This window comes from Salinicoccus halitifaciens, from assembly GCF_021026095.1.
Classification (GTDB): Bacteria; Bacillota; Bacilli; order Staphylococcales; family Salinicoccaceae; genus Lacicoccus; species Lacicoccus halitifaciens.
Genome location: NZ_JAJNCU010000003.1, coordinates 414,022 through 436,071, shown reverse-complemented (window position 1 = coordinate 436,071; position 22,050 = coordinate 414,022). Strand labels below are relative to the sequence as shown.

The 22,050-nt window shown below is 49.2% G+C and carries 24 protein-coding genes and 1 riboswitch; of the genes, 14 read left to right on the top strand and 10 right to left on the bottom strand.

The genetic code is table 11. The annotated features are described in order from the left end of the window. Positions 1 to 7 precede the first annotated feature (7 nt). From LPW40_RS08610 to LPW40_RS08580, 7 genes are all read left to right on the top strand, one after another. Positions 8 to 1,234, top strand: coding sequence for a metal-dependent hydrolase family protein (locus tag LPW40_RS08610; protein ID WP_230821856.1), 1,227 nt, complete (start codon positions 8 to 10; stop codon positions 1,232 to 1,234). Between the two features lie 181 nt (positions 1,235 to 1,415). Next, positions 1,416 to 2,093, top strand: coding sequence for a DUF421 domain-containing protein (locus LPW40_RS08605; RefSeq protein WP_230821855.1), 678 nt, complete (start codon positions 1,416 to 1,418; stop codon positions 2,091 to 2,093). Between the two features lie 109 nt (positions 2,094 to 2,202). Next, the gene (locus LPW40_RS08600; protein WP_230821854.1) at positions 2,203 to 3,384 is read left to right on the top strand and encodes a diaminopropionate ammonia-lyase; all 1,182 of its coding nucleotides are present in this window, start codon (positions 2,203 to 2,205) and stop codon (positions 3,382 to 3,384) included. 14 nt (positions 3,385 to 3,398) lie between these two features. After that, a complete protein-coding gene (locus LPW40_RS08595; RefSeq protein WP_230821853.1) occupies positions 3,399 to 4,511 on the top strand; it encodes a glycosyltransferase family 2 protein in 1,113 nt (370 codons plus the stop codon). Positions 4,512 to 4,592: 81 nt separating this feature from the next. Beyond that, positions 4,593 to 4,636: riboswitch (PreQ1 riboswitch) on the top strand. After that, positions 4,636 to 5,100 carry a QueT transporter family protein gene (locus tag LPW40_RS08590; RefSeq protein WP_230821852.1) on the top strand — a complete coding sequence of 155 codons (465 nt, stop codon included), beginning with the start codon at positions 4,636 to 4,638 and terminating at the stop codon, positions 5,098 to 5,100. It overlaps the preceding riboswitch by 1 nt. 98 nt (positions 5,101 to 5,198) lie before the next feature. Continuing rightward, on the top strand, positions 5,199 to 5,672 hold the full coding sequence (locus LPW40_RS08585) for a SprT-like domain-containing protein (protein ID WP_230821851.1): 474 nt from the start codon (positions 5,199 to 5,201) through the stop codon (positions 5,670 to 5,672). Positions 5,673 to 5,691: 19 nt separating this feature from the next. Continuing rightward, positions 5,692 to 6,336, top strand: a complete 645-nt coding sequence (locus tag LPW40_RS08580) for a class I SAM-dependent methyltransferase (protein WP_230821850.1) — start codon at positions 5,692 to 5,694, stop codon at positions 6,334 to 6,336. 29 nt (positions 6,337 to 6,365) lie between these two features. Here LPW40_RS08580 and LPW40_RS08575 read toward each other — a convergent pair whose 3' ends face one another. Continuing rightward, a complete protein-coding gene (locus tag LPW40_RS08575) occupies positions 6,366 to 6,641 on the bottom strand; it encodes a hypothetical protein (RefSeq protein WP_230821849.1) in 276 nt (91 codons plus the stop codon). Between the two features lie 206 nt (positions 6,642 to 6,847). Here LPW40_RS08575 and solA point away from each other — a divergent pair, with 206 nt between their 5' ends. Next, positions 6,848 to 8,038 carry an N-methyl-L-tryptophan oxidase gene (gene solA / locus LPW40_RS08570; protein WP_330166186.1) on the top strand — a complete coding sequence of 397 codons (1,191 nt, stop codon included), beginning with the start codon at positions 6,848 to 6,850 and terminating at the stop codon, positions 8,036 to 8,038. 71 nt (positions 8,039 to 8,109) lie between these two features. Beyond that, on the top strand, positions 8,110 to 9,057 hold the full coding sequence (locus LPW40_RS08565; RefSeq protein ID WP_230821847.1) for an ornithine cyclodeaminase family protein: 948 nt from the start codon (positions 8,110 to 8,112) through the stop codon (positions 9,055 to 9,057). Between the two features lie 250 nt (positions 9,058 to 9,307). Here LPW40_RS08565 and LPW40_RS08560 read toward each other — a convergent pair whose 3' ends face one another. The 3 genes from LPW40_RS08560 to LPW40_RS08550 all read right to left on the bottom strand — a co-directional run bounded on the left by LPW40_RS08560 (position 9,308) and on the right by LPW40_RS08550 (position 11,942). Next, positions 9,308 to 10,051, bottom strand: a complete 744-nt coding sequence (locus LPW40_RS08560) for a tryptophan-rich sensory protein (protein ID WP_230821846.1) — start codon at positions 10,049 to 10,051, stop codon at positions 9,308 to 9,310. A gap of 58 nt (positions 10,052 to 10,109) precedes the next feature. Beyond that, positions 10,110 to 10,958: an SDR family oxidoreductase gene (locus LPW40_RS08555; RefSeq protein ID WP_230821845.1), complete on the bottom strand. Its 849-nt coding sequence runs from the start codon at positions 10,956 to 10,958 to the stop codon at positions 10,110 to 10,112. 111 nt (positions 10,959 to 11,069) lie between these two features. Then, positions 11,070 to 11,942 carry a LysR family transcriptional regulator gene (locus tag LPW40_RS08550; protein ID WP_230821844.1) on the bottom strand — a complete coding sequence of 291 codons (873 nt, stop codon included), beginning with the start codon at positions 11,940 to 11,942 and terminating at the stop codon, positions 11,070 to 11,072. A gap of 92 nt (positions 11,943 to 12,034) precedes the next feature. On the opposite strand from LPW40_RS08550, the gene LPW40_RS08545 reads away from it, so the two are divergent. Then, the gene (locus LPW40_RS08545) at positions 12,035 to 12,673 is read left to right on the top strand and encodes an HD domain-containing protein (RefSeq protein ID WP_097040516.1); all 639 of its coding nucleotides are present in this window, start codon (positions 12,035 to 12,037) and stop codon (positions 12,671 to 12,673) included. Positions 12,674 to 12,717: 44 nt separating this feature from the next. Here LPW40_RS08545 and LPW40_RS08540 read toward each other — a convergent pair whose 3' ends face one another. From LPW40_RS08540 to fni, 4 genes are read right to left on the bottom strand one after another with little or no spacing between them, the layout of a single operon-like run. Then, positions 12,718 to 14,208 (bottom strand): phytoene desaturase family protein, encoded by a 1,491-nt coding sequence (locus LPW40_RS08540; protein ID WP_230821843.1) that lies wholly within the window; start codon positions 14,206 to 14,208, stop codon positions 12,718 to 12,720. A 13-nt stretch (positions 14,209 to 14,221) separates the two neighbouring features. Beyond that, positions 14,222 to 15,103, bottom strand: coding sequence for a phytoene/squalene synthase family protein (locus LPW40_RS08535; protein ID WP_230821842.1), 882 nt, complete (start codon positions 15,101 to 15,103; stop codon positions 14,222 to 14,224). 17 nt (positions 15,104 to 15,120) lie between these two features. Next, entirely contained in the window at positions 15,121 to 16,617 is a 1,497-nt protein-coding gene (locus LPW40_RS08530) for a phytoene desaturase family protein (protein WP_230821841.1), read from the bottom strand. Continuing rightward, positions 16,617 to 17,681 carry a type 2 isopentenyl-diphosphate Delta-isomerase gene (gene fni / locus LPW40_RS08525; RefSeq protein WP_230821840.1) on the bottom strand — a complete coding sequence of 355 codons (1,065 nt, stop codon included), beginning with the start codon at positions 17,679 to 17,681 and terminating at the stop codon, positions 16,617 to 16,619. The genes LPW40_RS08530 and fni overlap by 1 nt, the downstream gene beginning before the upstream one ends. A 191-nt stretch (positions 17,682 to 17,872) precedes the next feature. Between fni and LPW40_RS08520 the strand changes: the two genes are divergently transcribed. Then, positions 17,873 to 18,325 carry a MarR family winged helix-turn-helix transcriptional regulator gene (locus LPW40_RS08520; protein ID WP_230821872.1) on the top strand — a complete coding sequence of 151 codons (453 nt, stop codon included), beginning with the start codon at positions 17,873 to 17,875 and terminating at the stop codon, positions 18,323 to 18,325. Positions 18,326 to 18,382: 57 nt separating this feature from the next. Here the strand turns inward: LPW40_RS08520 and LPW40_RS08515 are convergent, their stop codons facing one another. Further along, the gene (locus LPW40_RS08515; protein ID WP_230821839.1) at positions 18,383 to 18,874 is read right to left on the bottom strand and encodes a dihydrofolate reductase; all 492 of its coding nucleotides are present in this window, start codon (positions 18,872 to 18,874) and stop codon (positions 18,383 to 18,385) included. Positions 18,875 to 19,006: 132 nt separating this feature from the next. Then, positions 19,007 to 19,426: a pyridoxamine 5'-phosphate oxidase family protein gene (locus LPW40_RS08510; protein ID WP_230821838.1), complete on the bottom strand. Its 420-nt coding sequence runs from the start codon at positions 19,424 to 19,426 to the stop codon at positions 19,007 to 19,009. Between the two features lie 503 nt (positions 19,427 to 19,929). Here LPW40_RS08510 and LPW40_RS13735 point away from each other — a divergent pair. From LPW40_RS13735 to LPW40_RS08495, 3 genes are all read left to right on the top strand, one after another. After that, positions 19,930 to 20,325 (top strand): DUF3021 family protein, encoded by a 396-nt coding sequence (locus tag LPW40_RS13735; protein ID WP_354542471.1) that lies wholly within the window; start codon positions 19,930 to 19,932, stop codon positions 20,323 to 20,325. Between the two features lie 8 nt (positions 20,326 to 20,333). Beyond that, positions 20,334 to 21,053, top strand: a complete 720-nt coding sequence (locus tag LPW40_RS08500) for a phosphatase PAP2 family protein (RefSeq protein ID WP_230821836.1) — start codon at positions 20,334 to 20,336, stop codon at positions 21,051 to 21,053. A gap of 93 nt (positions 21,054 to 21,146) precedes the next feature. Next, positions 21,147 to 21,932 carry an SDR family NAD(P)-dependent oxidoreductase gene (locus tag LPW40_RS08495; RefSeq protein WP_230821835.1) on the top strand — a complete coding sequence of 262 codons (786 nt, stop codon included), beginning with the start codon at positions 21,147 to 21,149 and terminating at the stop codon, positions 21,930 to 21,932. Positions 21,933 to 22,050: the final 118 nt, after the last annotated feature.

The following is a 22,050-nucleotide window of genomic DNA, read 5'->3' as shown; positions in this document are numbered from 1 at the left end:
AAAATTTATGAGTAAATTACTGGTGAAAAACATCAACCTGATCGACGGTACAGGTTCGGAAAATATCGTCAACACGAATATATTGATTGAAGACGGCAGATTTAAATCATTGGATGCGGACGCCTCCATCAGTGGTGCGGAAGTGATCGACGGCGGGGGACGTTACATGCTCCCCGGCATGATCGATACGCACGTGCATATGATGTTTGAGCTGAAACCACTTGAGCAGCGCCTCACCACACCGTTTTCATATAATTTCTATGAAGCGGCAAAACACTTGAACACTGCACTGAACGCAGGAATCACCACAGTGCGTGATGCACTGGGGAGTGACCTCGGTTTGAAGAAGGCGATTGACGACGGCCTGGTCGACGGACCAAGGATGCAGATCAGCGTCAATGCCCTGACCATTACAGGCGGGCACGGGGACGGATACAACTATTCAGGGATTGTTGCAGATATGCTGCAGCCGCATCCCGGCATGCCGTCCGGCGTCTGTGACGGTGTGGAGGAAGTGAGGAAGAAGACCCGTGAAATGCTGAGGGCGGGTGCGGACGTCATAAAGGTCCACGCAACAGGCGGGGTATCCAGCCCGACCGACCATCCGAAATTTACACAGTTCTCCCTTGAAGAATTGAAAGTGATCGTCGAGGAATCACAGTTCAGGAACGGCGTGAAAGTGATGGCGCACGCACAGGGCCTCGAAGGCGTGAGACAATGTGTCGAAGCGGGCATCCATTCGATAGAGCACGGCATTTATCTGGACGATGAAATCTGTGAAAGGATGAAGGATCAGGGCACTTATCTCGTGCCGACGCTTCTTGCGCCTGTATCCGTACTCGAGTTCGCAGATGAGCTCGGCATGGCACAGACATCCATCGACAAGTCCAAGGAAGTCATCGAAATCCATAAGGAGAGCTTCACAAAAGCCTATAAGGCCGGCGTGAAAATCGCGATGGGCACCGATGCAGGAGTATTCAAACACGGCACCAACCTCCGGGAGCTTGAGCTTATGGTGGAGTGCGGCATGACTCCGATGGATGCAATCGTCGCTTCCACTCAGACCGCCGCAGAATGCATGGGCTACACGGATCTCGGACTGATCAAAGAGGATTATATCGCGGACTTCATATTGACCGAAGAGAATCCGCTCGAAAATATCGGCATACTGAAAGACAATGATGCAATCAAAGTCGTCGCAAAAGACGGTAAAGTGTTCAAAAATATGATTTAGGCAGGACCTGTGAAGCCGGGATGTAATAAAATTACATCCCGGTTTTTTTATATGCTTTTGCTGCAGAAGCCCTGAAAAAGTTATTTTCTCCGGGAATGGGGTATTTATGATTACTGAATGGAATAATCCATGGAAGCTTGAAAATTTTTTTCACTTAAAATTCTATACAGGAGTGACGGAAATGGAAGATATAATGTCTTATTTTGTTAAGCTGACCTCAGGGCTGATCGGGGTCATGATCATTCTCAGGCTGCTCGGGCCGAAAGAACTTGCCCAGATCACACCGCTCGACTTTGTATATGCCCTGATCCTGGGAAGCATTGTTGAAGAGTCCCTCTATGAGACGGACACACCTTTCTACCATATGCTGATCATGCTCGCCTACTGGGCACTGCTGATTTACGTGATTGAAAGGTATGCCATGAAGAATGAACGCTTCAGAAGGCTGACGAAAGGCAGTTCACAGCTGTTGATCAATGACGGGAAGATCGACACAAAAGTGCTGAACAGGAATAATATGGACGTCGATGAAGTCAGGGAACTGCTCAGGATGAACGGGGTGTTTTCATTACGTGAGGTGAAGCATGCAATCATGGAGACAAGCGGCATGCTCTCTGTCATCAAACGTGCAGAAGAGGAACCACCGTCACGCGGCCAGGTCCTGGAAGATTACAAGGAAAATGAAATGTCCTACTTATTCATCGACGGCGGGGAAGTCGAACACAGGTCGCTTCAGGCTGCAGGGTTCGACGAAGACTGGCTGAAAAACACCATTAGAGAAGAGACCGGGAAAGATGTCAAAGATATTTTCCTTGCCGAATGGAACGAGAATGAAGGGTTTTTCATACAAGCGAAATGACAGGTAGACCCTGTCATTTTTGTTTTCCGTGAAAATATCTGCGCCAGTGGCTTAACACCGGGGCATTTTAGGTTATGATGGTGACAAAGGTGTCTCAGGAGGATGGATTATGAAATGGATTCAGAATAAATTCAGGAGTACAGCTGATGCTGAAAAATACACAAGGGATTTTTCGCTGCAGGAGATTCAGGGTGCGGCAAATTTCCATGCGTCCATGCCACAGTATGAAGCAACCCCGCTGCATGAGCTTAAAAATAGTGCACAGTCACTTGGCCTCGGGGCTTTATTCGTCAAAGATGAGGCGGCAAGATTCGGGTTGAATGCATTCAAAGGGCTCGGCGCTTCCTACGCCATGGCACAGCACTTTGCCGGCAAAATGGGGCGGGACGGCCGGAGTCTTTCTTTCACCGATCTACTCAGCGCAGCCGGCAGTCACCCGGTGGAGACTTTCGCCACGGCAACGGAAGGCAACCATGGCAAAGGTGTCGCATGGGGCGCTCATATCTTCGGACAAAAAGGGAAGGTCTTCCTTCCGGAAGGTGCTGCGGAAACCCGGGTCCAAGCGGTCACCGACCTCGGTGCCGAAGCGATCGTCACGGATATGAACTATGATGATACCGTGCAATATGCGGCTCAGGAGGCGGCGAAAAACGGGTGGATCCTGATGCAGGATACCGCCTGGGAAGGCTATACGGAAATACCCATTCATATCATGAAGGGCTATACGACGATCATTTCCGAAATCAGGGCACAGCTCGGCCAAAACTCACTGCAGGATATCTCCCACGTCATCCTGCAGGCTGGGGTCGGGTCATTCGCCGGAGCTATGGCGGCTGCATTATATAATTTCACCGGCGGCCGTCCGCCTAAGATTATCATAGTGGAGCCGGCGGCGGCTGATCCGCTTTACCGTTCCGCCGGGAGTGAAACCGGCGATCCGGTCAGGGTTTACGGCGATATGGATACGACGATGGCCGGACTTTCATGCGGTGCGCCGAGCCCGGTGGGATGGAATATACTGAAATCGACTGCCGACTGCTTCGTCTCCTGCGGTGATGCGGTGAGCGACAGGGGTATGCGATGGTACGGCAAACCTGACGACGGAGACCCGGCGGTCACTTCAGGCGCATCCGGTGCCCTGCCGCTCGGCTTCCTTGCCGAAGTGATGACGGATGAGCGCTTTTCAGAGCTGAAAGAAAATCTCGGCCTGGATGAATCTTCAAAAGTGCTGCTCATCAATACCGAGGGGGCCACCGATCCCGACCACTATAAAAAAGTGATGAAAGCATAAGGGGAGGGGCCACAATGATCATACCCATCATCTTCATCATTTGGATCATCATCACCTTCATCTGCGGCACCCTTTTCTTCAAAGAGAGGAACCGGTTGATCAGGAGGTCTTCCAAAGCGGGGAACAGCGCCGTCAGCGTCATCATCCCCGCGAGGAATGAAGCTGACAATCTGCCGGTGCTGCTGGAGAGCATCAAAAAACAGAAGAATGTCCGCACTGAAGTCATCGTCGCAGATGACGGCTCAACGGACCGGACAGCCGAAATCGCAGAAAAACTTGGAGCGAAAGTGGTCGAAGTGCCCGAAACAGATCTGCCGGGGAAGTATTTTGCGTGCTTCACGGGCAGCCGGCATGCAGCCAGCCACCTGCTCCTGTTCATGGATGCCGATACCTTCTTTACAGATGAACATTCACTGGCCGATTTGTGCCATCATTACGGGGGCCGCCCTGAAAAGGGGCTGGTGTCCGTTCAGCCGTTCCATGAAACCGGGAAAAATCACGAGACTTTCTCGGCGGTCTTCAATTTGATGACCGTCGCAGGCATCAATATATTCTCGGTCTTCAAAAACAGATATGAAGCCGGCACGGTCTTCGGACCGGTGATGCTGACGGATAAAGATGACTATCATAAAACCGGCGGCCATATGGCGGCAAAAGGCGCCATCATCGAAGGCAAAGGCATCTATGAAGCGTACAGGGCACAGGACATCCCCATACACCACCTGCTCGGGAAAAATACGGTGCACGTCAGGATGTACAGCGGGGGATTCCGCTCGATGGTGGACGGCTGGAAGAAGCATATTTCCATCGGGTCCGAGAATACGGGCGCCGCTGTGATGGCATCCATCATGATATGGCTGTCATCGGGACTCGTATTCCCCGTTTTCCTTTTGTATGCCATCATATTCGATACATACATGCTTGTCCCGGCATTATTCCTGTATCTGCTCGGCTGCATCCAATTCCATCAGTTATGCCGGCCGGTGATCAATGTCGGCAGGGCCGGGAGTGCATTCTATCCGTTATATCAGTACTTTTTCTTCTTCGTATATACACTTTCGCTCTACCAGACGAGGATCAAAAAGACCGTTGAATGGAAGGACCGCAACATCGAGTATAAAAAGTAGAATTTATCATTTTTCTGTCACCCCAAGAGGCGCCCCCCGGTGATGAATCTGCTATAATAGTATGGCAGTTTGTAAAAGTTCCATCCACAGGTTCGCAAACTCCCTGTATAAAAAACTAAGGAGAATGATGATCATCAAAAATAAAATACTCGTTTACAATGCGGTGCTCGCCGCTGTCTATGTTGCACTCACCGTCATCAATCCAATCGGTACGATGGCGATACAGCTCAGGATCAGCGAAATGCTTGCCGTCATACCTTTCTTCAACCGCCGGTTCATACCCGGCATGATCCTCGGCCTTGCCATAGCGAACTTCTTTTCACCGCTCGGCCTGATCGACGTCGCAACAGGTGTGGGTATCGCGGCAATCTCGTATACCATCAGCTATTTCATTAAAAATGTCTGGGTCAATGCGGTACAGTACAGTGTGCTTTGCGGCATATTCGTCGGACTGATGCTGCTTACGGTCGCCGGTGTGCCATTCTGGTTCAGTTTCGTCACCATAACCATCTCCACACTGATCATGACTTTCCTCGGCACTTTCCTGTTTTCCAAAATCGGTGACAGAGTGCTGCCCAGCTTAAAATAAATGATATTTCCCGGGTGATGAATGATATTTATCTCACCCGGGATTTTATTTCCATTGGATGGGATGTTTGAAATTATATATGATTGAGAGTGATTGCCTTGAACGAATTTGAATTGAGACGCTGTGCAGAGAAATTCCTGCGCAGCAATTTCAGCCTGGAGCTTGAAATACCCATCCGCATATCAAAACGCATGAAATCGAAGCTCGGCGTCTTCATCTTGAAGTATCGCGGGAATGAAGTCACCGGCAGCGAAATCGTCATTTCGGAGAGCTTCATCACAAACAATGAAAAAACCGCCGTACTCGATGTCCTGTATCATGAGTGCGTGCATTACGCCCTGTATAAGACCGGACAGCCCTACAGGGATTCGGATGCGGCATTCATCCGCACATTGGACCGGCTCGGCATTTCAAGGACACGGAGCTACCAATACAGAGGCGAATCTTTTTTATATGAATGCAGGAAGTGCAGATACAGCTTCAGCAAAAATATGAAGGGGTACGAGAAGCGCTACAGATGCCGCAGCTGCCGCGGCAGATTCGTCTACAGAGGGATCGTGCAGCATCAATAACAGAATGGGGGACATCAATATGAGTCATTTCTGCAGGATTTGCGGGTCGGACACGGCCATGCTGTACGGCCCGAAAGAAACCTTCTTCCACTGTCCGGAATGCGAGTATATATCACGAAATGAAAGCGGGACACTCTCCCTGGATGACGAAAAGGAGGTGTATGACCTCCACCGCAACTCAATAGATGACCCGCATTATGTCGACTTTTTCTACAAATTTTTAAATGATGCCGTCTTCCCCTACGCCCCTGCGGGGAAAGACGGGCTCGACTTCGGCAGCGGCCCTTCCCCCGTGCTTGCCGGGCTTTTGGAACGCCACCGGTACCGTATGGATATATATGATAAATTTTATGCGCCTGAGACGATTTATGAGGATAAAAAGTATGACCTCATCACAGCGACCGAAGTGGTGGAGCACATGGCAGATCCCGTCCATCACTTCAGGCTCTTTGCCAGGCTCTTGAAAGCGGATGGCATACTCGCCGTCATGACCCTGTTCCATAAAAACGACCCGGAACATTTTAAACAGTGGCATTATATGCGTGACCCGACGCATGTTTCATTTTATACCCCGAAAACGCTTGAATATATTGCCGGTGCTTCAGGACTGGAAATCATCCATACAAACAATGTCAGGTATATGACATTCAAACTGAAAGATTAAAAAAAGAACAGGGACTCTGTCCCCGCTCTTTATCCGCTCTGTGCTTTTTTACGTGAAGCTTCCCTCAATTCGTAATAGTACAGGACACTCGTCATCGCGCCTTCGTCCACCATATTGGAATCACTCAAATCTTCCGGCCTGCCGAGGTTTTTGATATATGGATCATCCGTCCATTTACCAACCTGGCTGACTGCCATCTCCATGCCCTTATCAATACCTTTCTTCACTTTCTCGGTATTGGCGCTTACATAAAGGGCACCTGCCGTTACACCTGCTGCCGTGATCAATTTCGTCTTCTTGCCCATTAGATGTCCACCCCCTCTCCATAATGGAATTCCCTGTGTGTCCCGTGCTTACGTTCATTATCTCATGAATCTGATAATTTTCAAAAAATTCAGTTTCATAATGCAGTCAATTGAAAGCGATTTCTTGATTTTGTGATTAATTACTTTATATTCGTGGTAGAGAGGGGAAAAAGCGGCATAAAAAACCTCTCTGCCGCTGACTATTCATTAGGAGTGATCTTATCACCAACAAACATTATGACGTGATTATAGTAGGCGCAGGCGCAATGGGAATGTCTTCAGGTTATTATTTATCTGAAAAGGGACTGAAAGTATTGATGGTTGATGCATATGATCCGCCTCATGCGCACGGCAGCCACGGCGGGGACACGAGGCTGATACGGCATGCAGTGGGCGAAGGGCTTCATTATATCCCGCTTGCCCTGCGCTCCCAGGAGATGTGGAACGAGCTGCAGGAGCATTCAGAAGATGAGATTTTCCGGGAAACCGGCATCATCAACTTCGGTTACGAAGGTTCCGAGTTCCTTGCGAATACGATAGAAGGTGCACGTGAATACGGCCTGGAAATCGAGACACTCACACAAGAGGAGATCCGGGAACGCTGGCCGGATATGCAGGGCGAGGATCTGGACATCGGTTATTACGAAGAAAAAGGCGGCGTCATCATGGGGGAGAACGCCATCCGGACATATCGGAGGCTCGCACTTCAAAATGGTGCCAAGCTGTTGATCGATACCCCCGTAAAAAGCATTCATCCGGAAGAAGATAAAGTGACCGTGAAAACTGAACACGATACTTTCACGGGAGATCAGATCATCCTGTCTGCCGGCGGATGGACGGGACGGTTCCTCAAAGACCTTGGGCTGGATCTGAAACTGCAGCCTTCAAGGCGTACAATCGCCTGGTTCGAAGCTGATGAAGCATTTTACAGTTCCGATAATTTCCCCGGCTTCATCGGAAGAACGAGAAACGGGGCATTCTACGGATTTCCAAGTATAGACGGGACCGGGGTCAAAATCGGGCGCTTCAACGGTGATTCAGAGGATGATGATGAACCTGAAAATATGGATAAAAACTTCGGTGCGTATGAAAAAGATGAAGAGAACTTGAGGAATTTCCTGGGCGAATATATGAAAGAGGCCAATGGTAAGCTCAACAGGGGTGTCGCATGCATCTTCAACAATACTCCGGATGAAGACTTCATCATCGACCGGCACCCTGAACATGAAAATATCCTTATAGCCGGCGGATTCTCGGGCCATGGTTTCAAATACGTACCGGTGATCGGGGAGATCTTCACCCAGCTCATCACTGAAGGTGAAACTGAACATGATATCTCCGAATTCTCCATCACACGGGAAGCACTGTATGAGAAAAAAGGTTCAGCCAAGTTGTAAATTCAAAGCATCCTCCTCCGTGATACAATAAAGGGAATATGGAAAATGATTTTTGAAAGGGAGAATAAACCATGCATTTCTTAACGGATGGAGAGATTCAGGAAACTTACAGGATTCATCATGCGATTGAAGATGTGAAGATGATTTTGGATGATTACAGGAACGGCAGGCTGGTGGAGGCGAACAGGATCGTCCTGCCTGCGAGCGATCATTCGTCCATGCTGTATATGCCATGCATCAGCACGGAACAGAAAGTCTCGATCATCAAAACGGTGTCGATTTTTCCGGAAAACGCCGATCTGCCGACGACCCAGGGCAATATCCTTGTTACTGATCTGAATGACGGCAAACACATCGCCTCCCTTGAAGCATCCTATTTGACGAGATTGCGCACCGGGGCGATGACCGCCATTGCGACAGATAAACTCGCAAGGAAAGATGCCGGCGTGCTCGGTGTGATCGGCACCGGCAGGATGGCCTTCGAACAGGTTCTCGGCGTACTTGAAGTCCGCAAAATCAGGAAGATGGTTTTATTCAACAGGACACGGAGCAAAGCCGAAACGTTCAAACAGGATTTGCAGGATTTCGGAATCGAGATCCCGGTGGAAATTGCGGATGACGTCAACCGGCTGGTCGAAGAAAGTGATATCGTGAACTGTGCCACCCAGTCCAAGACCCCTGTTTTTGACGGTGACGCGTTGAAAGACGGCACACATCTCAACGGGGTCGGTTCATTCACACCCGAAATGATTGAAATGGATATGGAAACCGTGAGGAAAGCCGGACAGATTTATCTTGATGATATGGACGGTGCCAAGGAAGAAGCGGGCGAAATCATCAAGGCAGTGGAGGAAGGCATCATCTCATGGGATGACATCGACGGCAGCCTCGCAGATATTTTCGATGCGGAGTTCTTAAGGCAGTCGGGTGAGGAAATCACCCTCTACAAATGTGTCGGTGCCGGTTATTTCGACCTTGCAGTGGCGAACGGCGTGATGAAAGTCAAAAACTTACGGTGAGCCGGATTTCAGGCAAAATAAAACATCGAATCAACCTATATCGTTGATTCGATGTTTTTTTATTTAGCGCTGAAGGAAGTCAGAATCTGCCGCGACTTCGAAATCGTATAAGTCTCCTCGAAATCAGAAGTTATACGATATCCGCCTCCATAATCGTATAAGTCTTCTCGAAATCAGAAGTTATACGATATCCGCCGAGCAGCAATGGCGTCGCTCCCCGGCCAAAGGGGGCTATATCCATATGCTGACTTTAAACCCTCAACGCTCTCGCTTTCTGGACGATGACTATAATCGCTATAATCGCAAGTGCGATGCCCACGATCAGCAATGTGATGTTGAGTCCGGTCGAGACATCGCCGCTTTCTGCATATATGCCGATTAGAGGCCATATCAGGACAAGCGGATAGACCCAGTCTTTGAAGAATATCGCGATCGCAATGCCGATGATGCCTGCTATAATCAGCAGCAGTATGGTCCACGTCAATTCGCCCATTCCTAAAATGGTGTCGATATTGAGGTCGGTGACCCATGTGAAGATGTTGACGATGGTCGCCAGTGTCACCCAGGCAAAGTATATCGCGAACGGAAATCTGTCGAACCAGTTATGATTGGTTTCGCTGATTGAAGTATAAATTTCCGCAAGAGTATACAACATTGCTGCAATCACGATGACGGAAGCAAAGAGCCACTCCTGTGTGAAGACGAAAATCCATAGGCCATTCAATATGAAATTGGCGATCGGCCAGAATTTCAGACGTTCTGTAATGTATGATCTATCCTTTTTGGAAAAGAATAAATATATGATCCATATGAAAAGCAGGGTATAGATCAAACCCCAAATCGAAAAGGCAAATCCTGCCGGCTGGATGATGGTTTCATTCTCATTGGCCGTCCCGCCTACATCCGAGCCCATCTGCCCTGCGGTGTAATTGGCAACCACCATGAGGACGAAGAAGATAAAGTATGCCAGGACCCATTTTCTATGTGTAGTCATGTGCTCACTCCTATTATGAAAATTGGAAGCGGGGCGATGCCCCACTCCTTTTTTTATATTATTCCGCTTTCGTTCCAGGCTCTATATCATATGAATTCTGTACTGTTTCATGCCTTTCACCGAGCGCTTCATCCGTCTTTTTATCCCATAATTCAGATCGCATGTCCTTGATCATGGACACCATGCTTTCCGGAATGACGTTCCTGTAACTGTTCGTTTCACCAAGTATCACTTTCACCGATGGTTCGATCACTTCTTCCGGATCATACTGTTCCATCGGGAACGCCAGGTTCTCGTAGTCAAATACCGTTTCATCGACTTCCTGCCAGTTTTTCCATGTCTCAAACTCGCGGTCGTTGAATCCGGTCAAATAAGGCCCCGGATTGATTGTCGCCACTTCGACATTGAACTCCTGGAGTTCCTGGCTGAGCGCCTCGGCAAATGCTTCCAGCGCATGTTTGGAGCCGTTGTAAGGTCCGGATAAGGGTGTGGAGACGAGCCCCGAAATCGACGACACAAAGACGATCCTGCCTTGTCTCTTCTCAATCATTTTCCGTGCGAATCCTTTCGTCAAAAGTATCGGGCCGAATGTATTCACCTCGAATTGATGACGGAGGTTGTCTTCCGGTATGTCGACAAGAGAGCCGCCTTCTTTGACTGCTGCGTTGTTGACGAGTACATCGACGTCCCACGTCCATGCTTTCTGCCGGTCTTTCTCGCTGGTCACGTCCAGCTTTTCGATTTTCATTTCAAGTCCGCGGTCCTTCGCTTCTTTTTCCAGCGCGGAGACCTGCGACATCGCTTCCACACTCGCGATCACCGATTTTCCTTTTTCCGCAAGGCTGAATGCGATGCCTTTGCCGAAACCTGTTCCCGCACCTGTCACAAGGATTGTTCCTTCAGTCATTTCAAGTCCTCCTAAATAATTTGAACTTATTTTACATACAGTTCACGTTTACCCTTGATCGACCACAAAAAAACAGTCTTCCACGATTAATCTGGAAAACTGTATAATGATTCATCTTATTATAGTGAGCTGCTCCAGTTCCTGAATGATCATCCGGTGAAACGCATCAAGCAGGCTGCCTGTTTTCACCGTCCCATTATGGTGCATCACGACATTACGCTTCAGCCGCGGTGATTCCACTTTTTGGACCTCCAGGTTTTCCGAGTCATAAAAAGAGAGGGAAGTATCCGACACAAGTGAGATGCCCATACCGCTGTTCACCATGTTATAGACGACGGACAGGTCACTCAGTTCGATTGCCGGACTGATGTGCACCCCGTTATGGGCAGCGAGATCATTGAATATATGCCTGCATGAATAATTTTCATTCATGAGCACCCATGGGTATCCGGACAGGTTCCCGGCCCTGACAGTCCCGACATCTTTTGAAGAGATGATATTGAACCCGTCCTCATATAAGAAGGTCATATTATTTTTATTGTCCGTCGCATCATAATCGAAATAAAGATCGAGCTCCCCCTTCTCAAGCATCGAAGATGAAAGGTCCAGCGTATAGAGGGCGCACTGGACATCAGGGTGTTCCATCTTGAAACGGATGAGCACGTTGGAGACGAGATCCGTCAGCTCCCCCTGCATCACACCGATGCGCAACGTTTTCGTATCCGAATATTCGTGCTTTATTTCATTGACCGTCTCATCCAGTTCTTCTTTCATGGTTGAAATTTTACGGTACAGCGCTTCGCCGGCTGCCGTCAGCGTCACCTTCCTCGGGCTGCGGTAAAAGAGCCTGATATGCAGCTCCTCTTCCAAAAGGTTGATCTGCTGGCTTAAAGTCGGCTGCTTGATGCCGATTCTCTTTGCCGCTTCCGAATAATTCCGTTCCCGGCCCAATATGAAAAAGTAATACAGCCTTTTATATGACATGTCCTTTCTCCATTCCCCCAGACTATAGCACTATAGTTTGAATACTGTCCATAACGTTTATAGTATGTAATATATAAGGAGCTGATACAAAGATGATAACAGAATTGGACAAAATCATAGTCCCGGACAGTAAAATTGTGACGGAAGCACAGGATCTCGTGCACGAGCACGGAAACGAACTGATTTGGAACCATTCGAACAGAGTCTATCTTTTCGGCGCAGTCAAAGGCGATCAGGATCAGGTGAAGTATGATCATGAACTATTATACATCAGTGCACTTTTCCACGACCTCGGCCTGACGAAGCAGTACAGCAGCGATGATTTACGTTTCGAGGTGGACGGCGCCAATGCTGCAAGGCAGTTCCTCGAGACCCACAACATCACGCCAAGCCAGATGCAGCTTGTATGGGATGCGATCGCCCTCCACACGACACCGGGTGTGGCGGAGCATAAGGAAAGTGAAGTCGCACTCCTTTTCCACGGCGTCGGCATGGACGTGATGGGGGACAACTTCGAACAGTTCTCCGAGGAGATCAGGAAAGCCGTCGTCCAGAAGTTCCCGAGGAACAATTTCAAAAATGATATCATCGAAGCATTCTACAACGGCATCAAGCACAAGCCGGAGACGACATTTGGCAATATGAAAGAGGATGTCATCAAACATTTCCAGCCGGATTATTCCAATCCGAACTTCTGCTCGTGCATCATCAATTCCAAATGGGACAGCTGATGAAATAAAGACCCGGGGGACCGCAGACGGTCCTTCGGGTCTCTTTATCTGTTTTCCCTTTCTGCAATCATGGCACCGACCTGCTGACCGCTCAGCGTCACCATCGGCATGCCGCCTCCCGGGTTCACCGTGCCGCCTGCAAAATAGAGGTTATCTATATGCCCCGACTTTTTGGGATGCTTGAATCCTTTATTCTTCCGTCTGTCGGATAAAGTGCCGTATATCGCCCCGTGATCGGAATGATAAAGGTTTTGGATGTCGTGGGGTGTCAGCATATATTCAGTCACGATCGACTGCCTCAAATCAGTGAGGCCCATGTTCTCAAGCTTGACCAGCACCCGTTCGCGGAATTTGAGGTAGTCTTCCTTCGTATACTCTTTTTCCTGAATCGGCGGAATATGCGGCAGGATCTTCAAGTTTTCATGCCCCGGCCTTGCCTGGGAAGGGTCTGTCTTATTACTGTTCACAAGGTAGATCGTCGGGTCCTGCGGCAGCACTTTGTCATCGAACACTTCCTTATAATTCCTTCTTGAATTGGTGGAGAAGAAGAAGTTATGATGACTGAGCTGTGGATATTCCCTGTCCACCCCGAGATGGAGGACAAGCCCCGAACTTGCCGGCTCGAATCTGTTTTCAAGCTGCTTCATATTTTTGGGCTGGACATCAAGCACATGCCTGTAGAACGGGAGGACTTCCATGTTGGATACATAATAATCCGCTGACGCTTCCGAACCGTCTTCAAATATGAGTTTCTCAATTGCACCATGCTTTGTGATTGCCGTTTTGACCGCTTGGTTCGTACAAATCTCGACCCCAATCTCTTCAGCCAGCCGTGCAATGCCCTCGGCAAGGTGGTGCAGGCCGCCTTTTACGTACCACACACCCTGTTCATGCTGCATATGTGCCATCATGTTCAACACAGCCGGGGCGTTGTAGGCGCTCGATCCGACATATTTGATGAAATAACCGAGCATATCCCGCATATGTGGATTTTTGATGCGTTTGTCGATGCCCTGCTGCATCGTGGAAAAATAATCGAAGCCCCTGAGCGCAGAGAGGGGCCCGTGGAATTTGATGACGGACTTTATATCGTCCAGACCTTTTTCGAAATAGCCCGGGACGGTCACGCGGTCGATTCCCCGGGCGTACTTCAGGAATTTTTCATATTCTTTCATATCTTTTTTGGTAAGGGACGGATTTTCCCGCTTCATTTTGTCCAGATCGCTGTACAGATTGATGATTTCGCCGTCCGTGAAAAATGATTTCCACTGGTGGCGAAGTTCCTCAATCTCCACATAATCCGCCATCTTCCTGCCGCTTCTTTCGAACAACCGCTCAAATATGTACGGCATCGTGAGGAGGGAAGGGCCGAGGTCGAAGCCGAACCCGTCCTGTTCATGCCGGTTCAGTTTGCCGCCGAGATGCCCGTTCTTTTCATACAGCGTGACATCAAAACCATGCTGCCTGAGCGTGACCGCCGATGACAGGCCGCCCAGACCGCCTCCGATGACAATGACTTTCTTTACAGGGGACATAGTCTTCCTCCCATCAACGTTCAAGACTTTTCAAATTCTCGTTCACCTGATTTTTTATTTCCATTTTGCGCTTCATGGACACGAAGTTGCGCCTTTTGAAGCAGTCATGACCATTGTTCCTCACTTCTGTCAGAATTTCACGGTATACGGACAGTGAAAGCAGGAGAGGGACGCGCGCCTCTTTTTTATAATGGATGATCTCATCCCGGAAACCGTCATAAAGTGCTTCGGCCTCATCAGCCAGATGCTCCCAGACTCTGATGAAGGCGGCATTCAGTTCCCTGTTTTTCAGCGCTTCGTGTGAATATCCGTATTGATCAAGCACCGACTTCGGAATATAGACCCTTTTGTGTATATCGATATCTTCACCGACGTCCCTTAAGATATTGGTGAGCTGCATGGCCACCCCGAGATTTTCGGCGTTCAGCTGCCTCTCCTGTGAAGTATCATCTGAAAGGATGGGCAGGAGCAGCCTCCCGACGGAGCCGGCCACTTTCCGGCTGTATTCAAACAGATCTTCCAGCTCCTCAGGCTGCCTGAAATGGACATCCGATGCCTGGCCTGCAATCTGGGCATACAACATCTCAAGGTCCAGGTCATACCGGTTCCTGACATCATCCAGCGCCCGCCACATCGGGGCATCGGGTACATCGCCGATGCAGAATCCGTTGAGTTCGCTCCTCAGGGCCTCAAGATTGGCGATTGCTTCTTCTTCACTGTCGGCTTCATCGATTGCATCATCCGCCATACGGCAGAAGGCATAGACTGCATAGACCGCCCTCGCATCATCATCAGGCAATGTTGAAAAAGCATAGTAAAAGCTCTTGGAGTACTTTTTTATGACAGACTGACAAAACCTGTAATCATTGATTAGTGTGAGTTCTGGATTATTCATATTTTCAGCTCCTATGTTCAGCTTTCGTCTTTCAACAATTCGCCGACTGCGATCTTCGAGGACAGTAATACGATCGGCACCCCGGCGCCCGGATGGGTGCTGCTGCCTGTGAAGTAGAGGTTATCGCAGTGTGTCGCCTTGCTCTGAGGCCTCAGATGCACACTTTGGGTCAGCGTCGGCCTGAGCCCGAAGGTCGCCCCGTTGTATGCATTGAACCGTCTCTCAAAATCAAGCGGTGTCGTCATCGTCTCGGTGACGATCTCTTCTTCAATATTGGCAAGTCCCGGCAGATGCTTCAGCTTATCGATCATCTTCTTCCGGTACATCGCTGCGACTTCATCCGTCCATTCATATTTCATCGTCTTCAAATCCGAAATCGGCATGAGCACATAGATGCCGTCTTTCCCTTCAGGCGCCATCGACGGATCCTTTTTGGAAGCCATATACATGTACAGGGACGGGTCTTCGATGATCTCGCCATTGAAGATCTGTTCTATGTTCGTATCCAGGTCTTCGGAGAAAACGAAATTATGGAGGTTGTCGAGTTCCGGATATTTCTTATCCATACCGAGGTACAACACAAAACACGAACACGAATAATCCATTGCATCAATTTTTTTATTCGTGTACTTGCCTTTGTAGTCCGGTTCCTTGACCAGGTTCTTCATCGCATATGGGAAGTCTGCGTTGCACATCACAAGGTCTGAAGGCCTCACACCGTCCTCGAGGAGGACGCCTGTGGCTTTGCCATCCTCTATGACGATCTGCTCGACCTCCGTCCCGTATTCGATTTTGCCGCCGAGCTCGAGGAACAGCCGCTCCATCCCTGAAGCCATGGTGTGCATCCCGCCTTTGATGAACCAGATGCCGTACAGGAACTCGATCATCGGGATGATCGTGTACAGCGAAGGCCCTTTCGCGGGGGAGATGCCGATGTAGAGTGTCTGGAAGCTGATCATCTGGCGCATCCGCTTATCTTTTATATATTTTTTAAGCAGATCTTCAGCATTATTCAGCGTCTTGAGCTTCAATCCCTGCCTGATGACGGATGGATTGTAGAAATCCTTCGACTCCCTGAAAGGCCGCTGAAGGAAGTGGTCTTTGGCAATATTGAAGCGGTGGTATAAATCACTGATATACTTCAGGAAGCCTTCCGCATCCTCACTGCTGATCGACTCGAACATCTCGATGTTTTTGACGAGGTCATTGGAGACTTCATAATGCACTTTGCCTTCATCAAAATAGCTGCTGTACATCGGATCGAGGCGCTCCATCGGTATGTAGTCGTCCGGATCCCTTCCCGCCTCTTCAAAGACTTCCCTGTAAAGTTCAGGCATCATGACGATCGTCGGACCGAGATCGAACTTGTAGCCGTCCATTTCAATCCTGTTCATCTTGCCGCCGGGCAGTTTATCTTTTTCCAGGATCGTGACATCATATCCTTTGTTCTGCAGACGGATCGCGCTTGCGAGTCCCGCGACACCGGCACCAATCACTGTGACTGTCTTTTTCATCAAATCTCCCTCTCATTCAAAACAAGCTGCCGCTGCGTCATCCATGACAACAGTTCCGGGTCGAGTACAATGGGACTTTTCCTCACGTCCCCAACCGTCCGTGCATTGATCATCACAGCAATCCTTTTCATCTGATCATGGAAATCCTTTACATGTTCAATTGTTGCCTCGATCCCTTCCTCTTCCACAGATTTCAAAAGTGTCCGTGACATGCCCACGGACCGGGCACCAAGTGCGAGGCACTTCATTGCGTCCAGTGGTGTGAGGATGCCGCCGCTTGCCATCACTGACATGTCGGACTGCAGACTCTGGGATTCAAGGAGGGCACGTACCGTGGAAATCCCCCAGTCACCGAGATATGCCATATCCTGGCTTTTCCTCCGCGCATTCTCTATCCTTGCAAAGTTCGTGCCGCCTTTGCCGCTGATATCGACATGCCTGACGCCGAGGTCCTTCAGCGTCTGAAGACTTGCCCGGCTCATCCCGAAGCCGACTTCTTTGACGATGACCGGCACATCCACGTGTTTGAGGATGCGTTCAATATTCTGCCGCCAGCTTTTGAAATCCCTGTCCCCTTCGGGCATGATCAGTTCCTGGGGGGCGTTGAGATGGATCTGCAGTGCATCGGCCCGGATTATTTCAACCGCCTGCTGCGCACCTTCCAGGGAAACATCCGCACCGACATTTGCGAAGAGGAGCCCGTCGGGATTCGCTTCCCTGACCACCCGGTAAGTCCCGGCGAGTTCTGCGTGTCTGATTGCCGCATGCATGGAGCCCACTGCCATCGGAATATCTGCTGCTGCAGCGACGGAAGCGAGTTTTTCGTTGATCGACTTTGTCCACTCGCTGCCTCCCGTCATTGCATTGATATACAGGGGAACCGGAACATCGAAGCCTGCCATCGTGGTGGAAAGATCGACCTCATCCACGTTCAGGCCGGGGAGGGAGTGATGCAGCAGGGTGATCAAATCGAAATCCGATACAACCTCGGTGGATTCCTGATGCATCGCATGTTTCACATGTTCATTTTTCCTTTGACTGCGCTGATGGATTTCTTTATTCATAAGGGACGCCTCCACTGCAAAAATTTATCGGTCATGCCGGTACCATAAACTAGTAGTGAGCCGGCTAATGAATTAAAATAGATGTATATAAGATATACCTTATATTTCCAACAGACTTTATTGCTTTTAATTATAAAGACCTTTACCCCAAAGTCAATCGTACAAGACTGAATTAGGAGGATTTAATGATGATACCAGCTGAAAGTATTAAAATTGCAGACCAGCTCTGCTTTTCGGCATATAATCTCAGCCGCCTGTTTGCTAAATTTTATGAAAGTGCGCTGTCCAAATATAACCTCACATTCACCCAGTACCTCGTGCTGTCCATACTTTGGGAGAGTGAAGAACCCCAGACACTGCACTCGATCGGCGAGAAGCTGAGTCTGGGCAGCAATACGCTCACACCCCTGCTCAGACGCCTTGAAGACACCGGCTGGGTGAGGCGGGAGAGGCTCGCATCCGACAGGAGGCAGCTGGCTGTCCATCTTACGGAAATGGCGGAGAAGGAGCGCCATGCGATATCGGAAGCAATCGCCGACTGCGTTGCCGACGATGTGAATATTGAAGATTACAAAGCCGTCAAGCAGGTCTTAGAGATGCTCGAGACTTCCCTTGAAGATATGATCACGAAAAGCCGGCAGTGATACGACCCGGCACCATCCAAAAAATCCGCACACCAAAAACGGTGTGCGGATTTTCGTTTACTTCCTTTTCCACAGTTCGTACGTGTGCGGATAACGGTTCTTCTCGTCCACCGGGCCTTCTTCGGATTCGACCAGTTCAAAAGGCTCGTAATTAAAGTCCTTCGGGAAGTACGTGTCACCTTCGAAAGTATCGTGGATCACGGTCCTGTAAAGCTCATCCACTTCGTCCTCGAACATTCTGAATAAAGACTCGCCGCCGATGATATACAGACCCTTATCATTCTTCTTTTCCAGCTCCAGTATCTCTTCTTTGGAGTGGACAACTGTCGCCCCCGGCGCCTCGTAATCTTTCTGGGTCGTGAGCACGATGTTCTCACGTCCCGGCAAAGGCCGTCTCGGGATCGTCTCATACGTCTTCCTGCCCGTCACGATATCTCCCTGCATCGTCACCTTCTTGAAGAAGGCCACGTCCGCCGGAAGTCTCCAAGGCAGTTCGTCACCTTTACCGATCAGTTTATTCTCATCTTCAGCCCAGACAAAAGCAAGCATCTAAATCTCTCCTTATCTCTAAAAGATGTTTATAGTTCCCTTTACCCGAAAATCTGCCGGTTAATTTAAAACCTGCCCGGTTATGGATACAAAAAAGAAAGCGGGGAAGGGCCCCGCCTTCAAAAATCTTCTTTAAAGAGAAAGCTGTACATCCTGGAACTCATCATCATTCATGATTTTGATGGCGCTCGGATTGATCTTCAGGGCCACCAGATGAGGGTTCTCCTGATTGTCGAAGAACGTCTTGTCGTCATCCTCCCACAGCCAGTCGATCGTCTCCTGGTCCCTGATGACCTCAATCTCCCCGTAATATTCCACGAACGCATGATTCTTTTCATCATGGAAGCCGAGCAGTACGAACCCCTGCGGGTTCTCCTCTATCTCCTCGAATTTCGGTGATTCATCATTCGTCTTGGCATACAATGTGATGCCGTCATTGTAGAACCACATGTAACGCGCATTCGGGACATTGTCCTTTGCGGTCGATAATATGCCGATTTTAGAGTCATTCAATATTTCAGTGATGCGTTCTATCGCTTTTTCCTGTTCCATATATTTCACCTCTTGAGTTGATGTATTCATCTTATGTATACCACCCGCAGCAGAGGGTCAATCATTTTCATATGGAATAAAGACCCGTGGGCCGGTCGGGCTGCAACGTTGCTCCCGAAACCAACAGGAGGTTGCGAAATCATGGCCTCAATCCGCAACATTGAACTCCAAACCGACAGAGGGTTGCGAAATCATGGCCTCAATCCGCAACATTGAACTCCAAACCGCCAGAGAGTTGCGAAATCATGGCCTCAATCCGCAACATTGAACTCCAAACCGACAGAGAGTTGCGAAATCATGGACTCAATCCGCAAGGTTGATCCCAGAACCGCCAGAGGGTTGCGAACCAGAGCGCTCAAAATGCCCCGCCGCATTAAATACAGAGTCAGTATTTGTGAGAATAAGTCTTTATTTGAAAAAATTTGCTGAAAATGGGGTGCTTTTTCTTGACTTTTAACGGTATAATGTAATAAAGATTCTAAATTCTTCAATTATTCAAAAAGGTGGTGGTTCATATTAATCTCTTTGTTCGTGGATTCTTCAGAGGCGCAGCACTTTTGTCGATCTTTGTCCTGCTTTCGATATGGAGCCTGTTCATCGGCCCGGCTGATAGTGTGAGAACCTTCCTCTATTATGGTTTCATCGCTTTTTTTCTGGGATGTGGAAGTGCAATTTATCACATTTGCCGCTGGAGCCTTATAAAACGCGTCTTTGTACATTACATAGCAACTCTTGTCACCGTCTACCCTCTGCTGTTGATTATCACCTATGACCCCGTCATGTTCACCACCGATTTTGCCAACTCTTTCATCATATTCAATATCATCCAGGTGCTTGCCCCGTCCATCGCACATTCGCTTTCTGAAATCCTTACAATTTCCGGCAGTAAATATGTATAATATTTTATATGGAATTTGGTAAAAGGAGCAGGGCGATGATCAGGAATTTCTTTATTGCAGGAATCATTTTTTTACTGTTGTATGCCATCATCACCATCGCCGTCCTTATGGACCTTTCGTGGGTGCAGCGTTTCGATTATACCCTCACGGCTTTGATCCAGGGCCGGCTCACCGAAAGGGGCGCTGGTTTTATATCCGTTGCGACGGACATTGCGGGTTTCCCCGCCATGCTCATACTCACTGTGGCCGTCGTATTGATACTGATGATCAAAAGGATGTATATCGCAGGATTGTGGTTCGGACTCACCATCTATATATGTGCATCCTTCTTCATGGACACGATGAAAGCACTGATCGGCCGTGAACGCCCTGACCTGCTGGTCATTACGATGGAAACTTCACTGAGCTATCCGAGCGGCCACTCGATCGCTGCGGTGATTTTCTACGGCTTCCTTGGAGTCATACTGATCCTTGCAGTGAAAGCACCATGGCAGAAAATCCTCATCGGCGCAGCGGCCTCCGCAATTGTCCTTTTCGTGATGGCATCAAGAGTCTACCTCGGGGTCCACTATCCCTCAGACACCATCGGAGGCTTCACCTTCGGCATGGCGGGCATCTTCATTTCAATCAGCTTGTACCATATGGCACTGCCCCGGCTTAAAAGATGGATGGAGAATAAAAACTGGCGTGACCGGAGCCCGGATCTTCTGCATGAAAAACCACTGTGAAAATAAACCACAACCATCCGAAAGGAAAGGTGTAGTTTATTCCTGTTTCCTTCAAGTATAATTGATAGAAGAATAACTTTAGGAGATGAAATGATGAGATTGAAAGACAAAGTTGCGATCGTCACCGGCGGCAGCCAGGGGATCGGCAGGGGTATAGCCAAAGTGTTCGCTGAAGAAGGGGCGAAAGTCGTCATTGCAGACATCAACAGCGAAACCGGTATGCTCGCAGAAACGGAGTTCAAAAATGAAAATCTGCAGGTTGCCTTTCATAGGACGGATGTCGGTGATGAGGATGACGTGAAGGATCTCATAAGATTCACTGCCGGAAAGTTCAGCGGGGTGGACATCCTCGTCAACAATGCTGCAGTCAATTACCGTAAATCAGTGCTCGAAACGTCACTGGAAGAGTGGAACAGCCTGATGAATGTGAGTCTGACGGGTGCCTTCCTCGGCAGTAAATACACTATCCCCGAAATGCAGAAGCGGGGCGGGGGATCGATCATCAACATCGTCTCCTGGCATGCAGAAACGACGATCACGAGACTTGCAGCATATGCGACGGCGAAAGGCGGCCTGACTGCCCTGACGCGCCAGATGGCCCTCGATTACGGTAAAGACCAGATCCGGGTGAATGCCGTGGGGCCGAGCACGGTCGAGACGCCGATGCTTCAAAAGACGTTCGACAGCCTGGAAGATCCGGAGAAGGCGCTGGAGGAATCGCTCGCGTTCAATCCGATGGGCCGCTTCGGCACGGTCGAGGACATCGCAAAAACATGCCTCTTCCTCGCTTCGGATGAGTCGTCATACATCAGCGGCCAGACGATTATGGTCGACGGCGGGCAGATCAACAAAGTGTCGCGCCCGCTCAGCTTTGATTGATATCGACAGGAATAAAAGACCCCCGGGAGTCAGAGTGAGGTGAACCCATAAAGTTGAATTTTGGAGTTCAACTTTATGGGGGCACCCCAGAGTGAGTGCTCTGAGTCCGGGGGTCTTG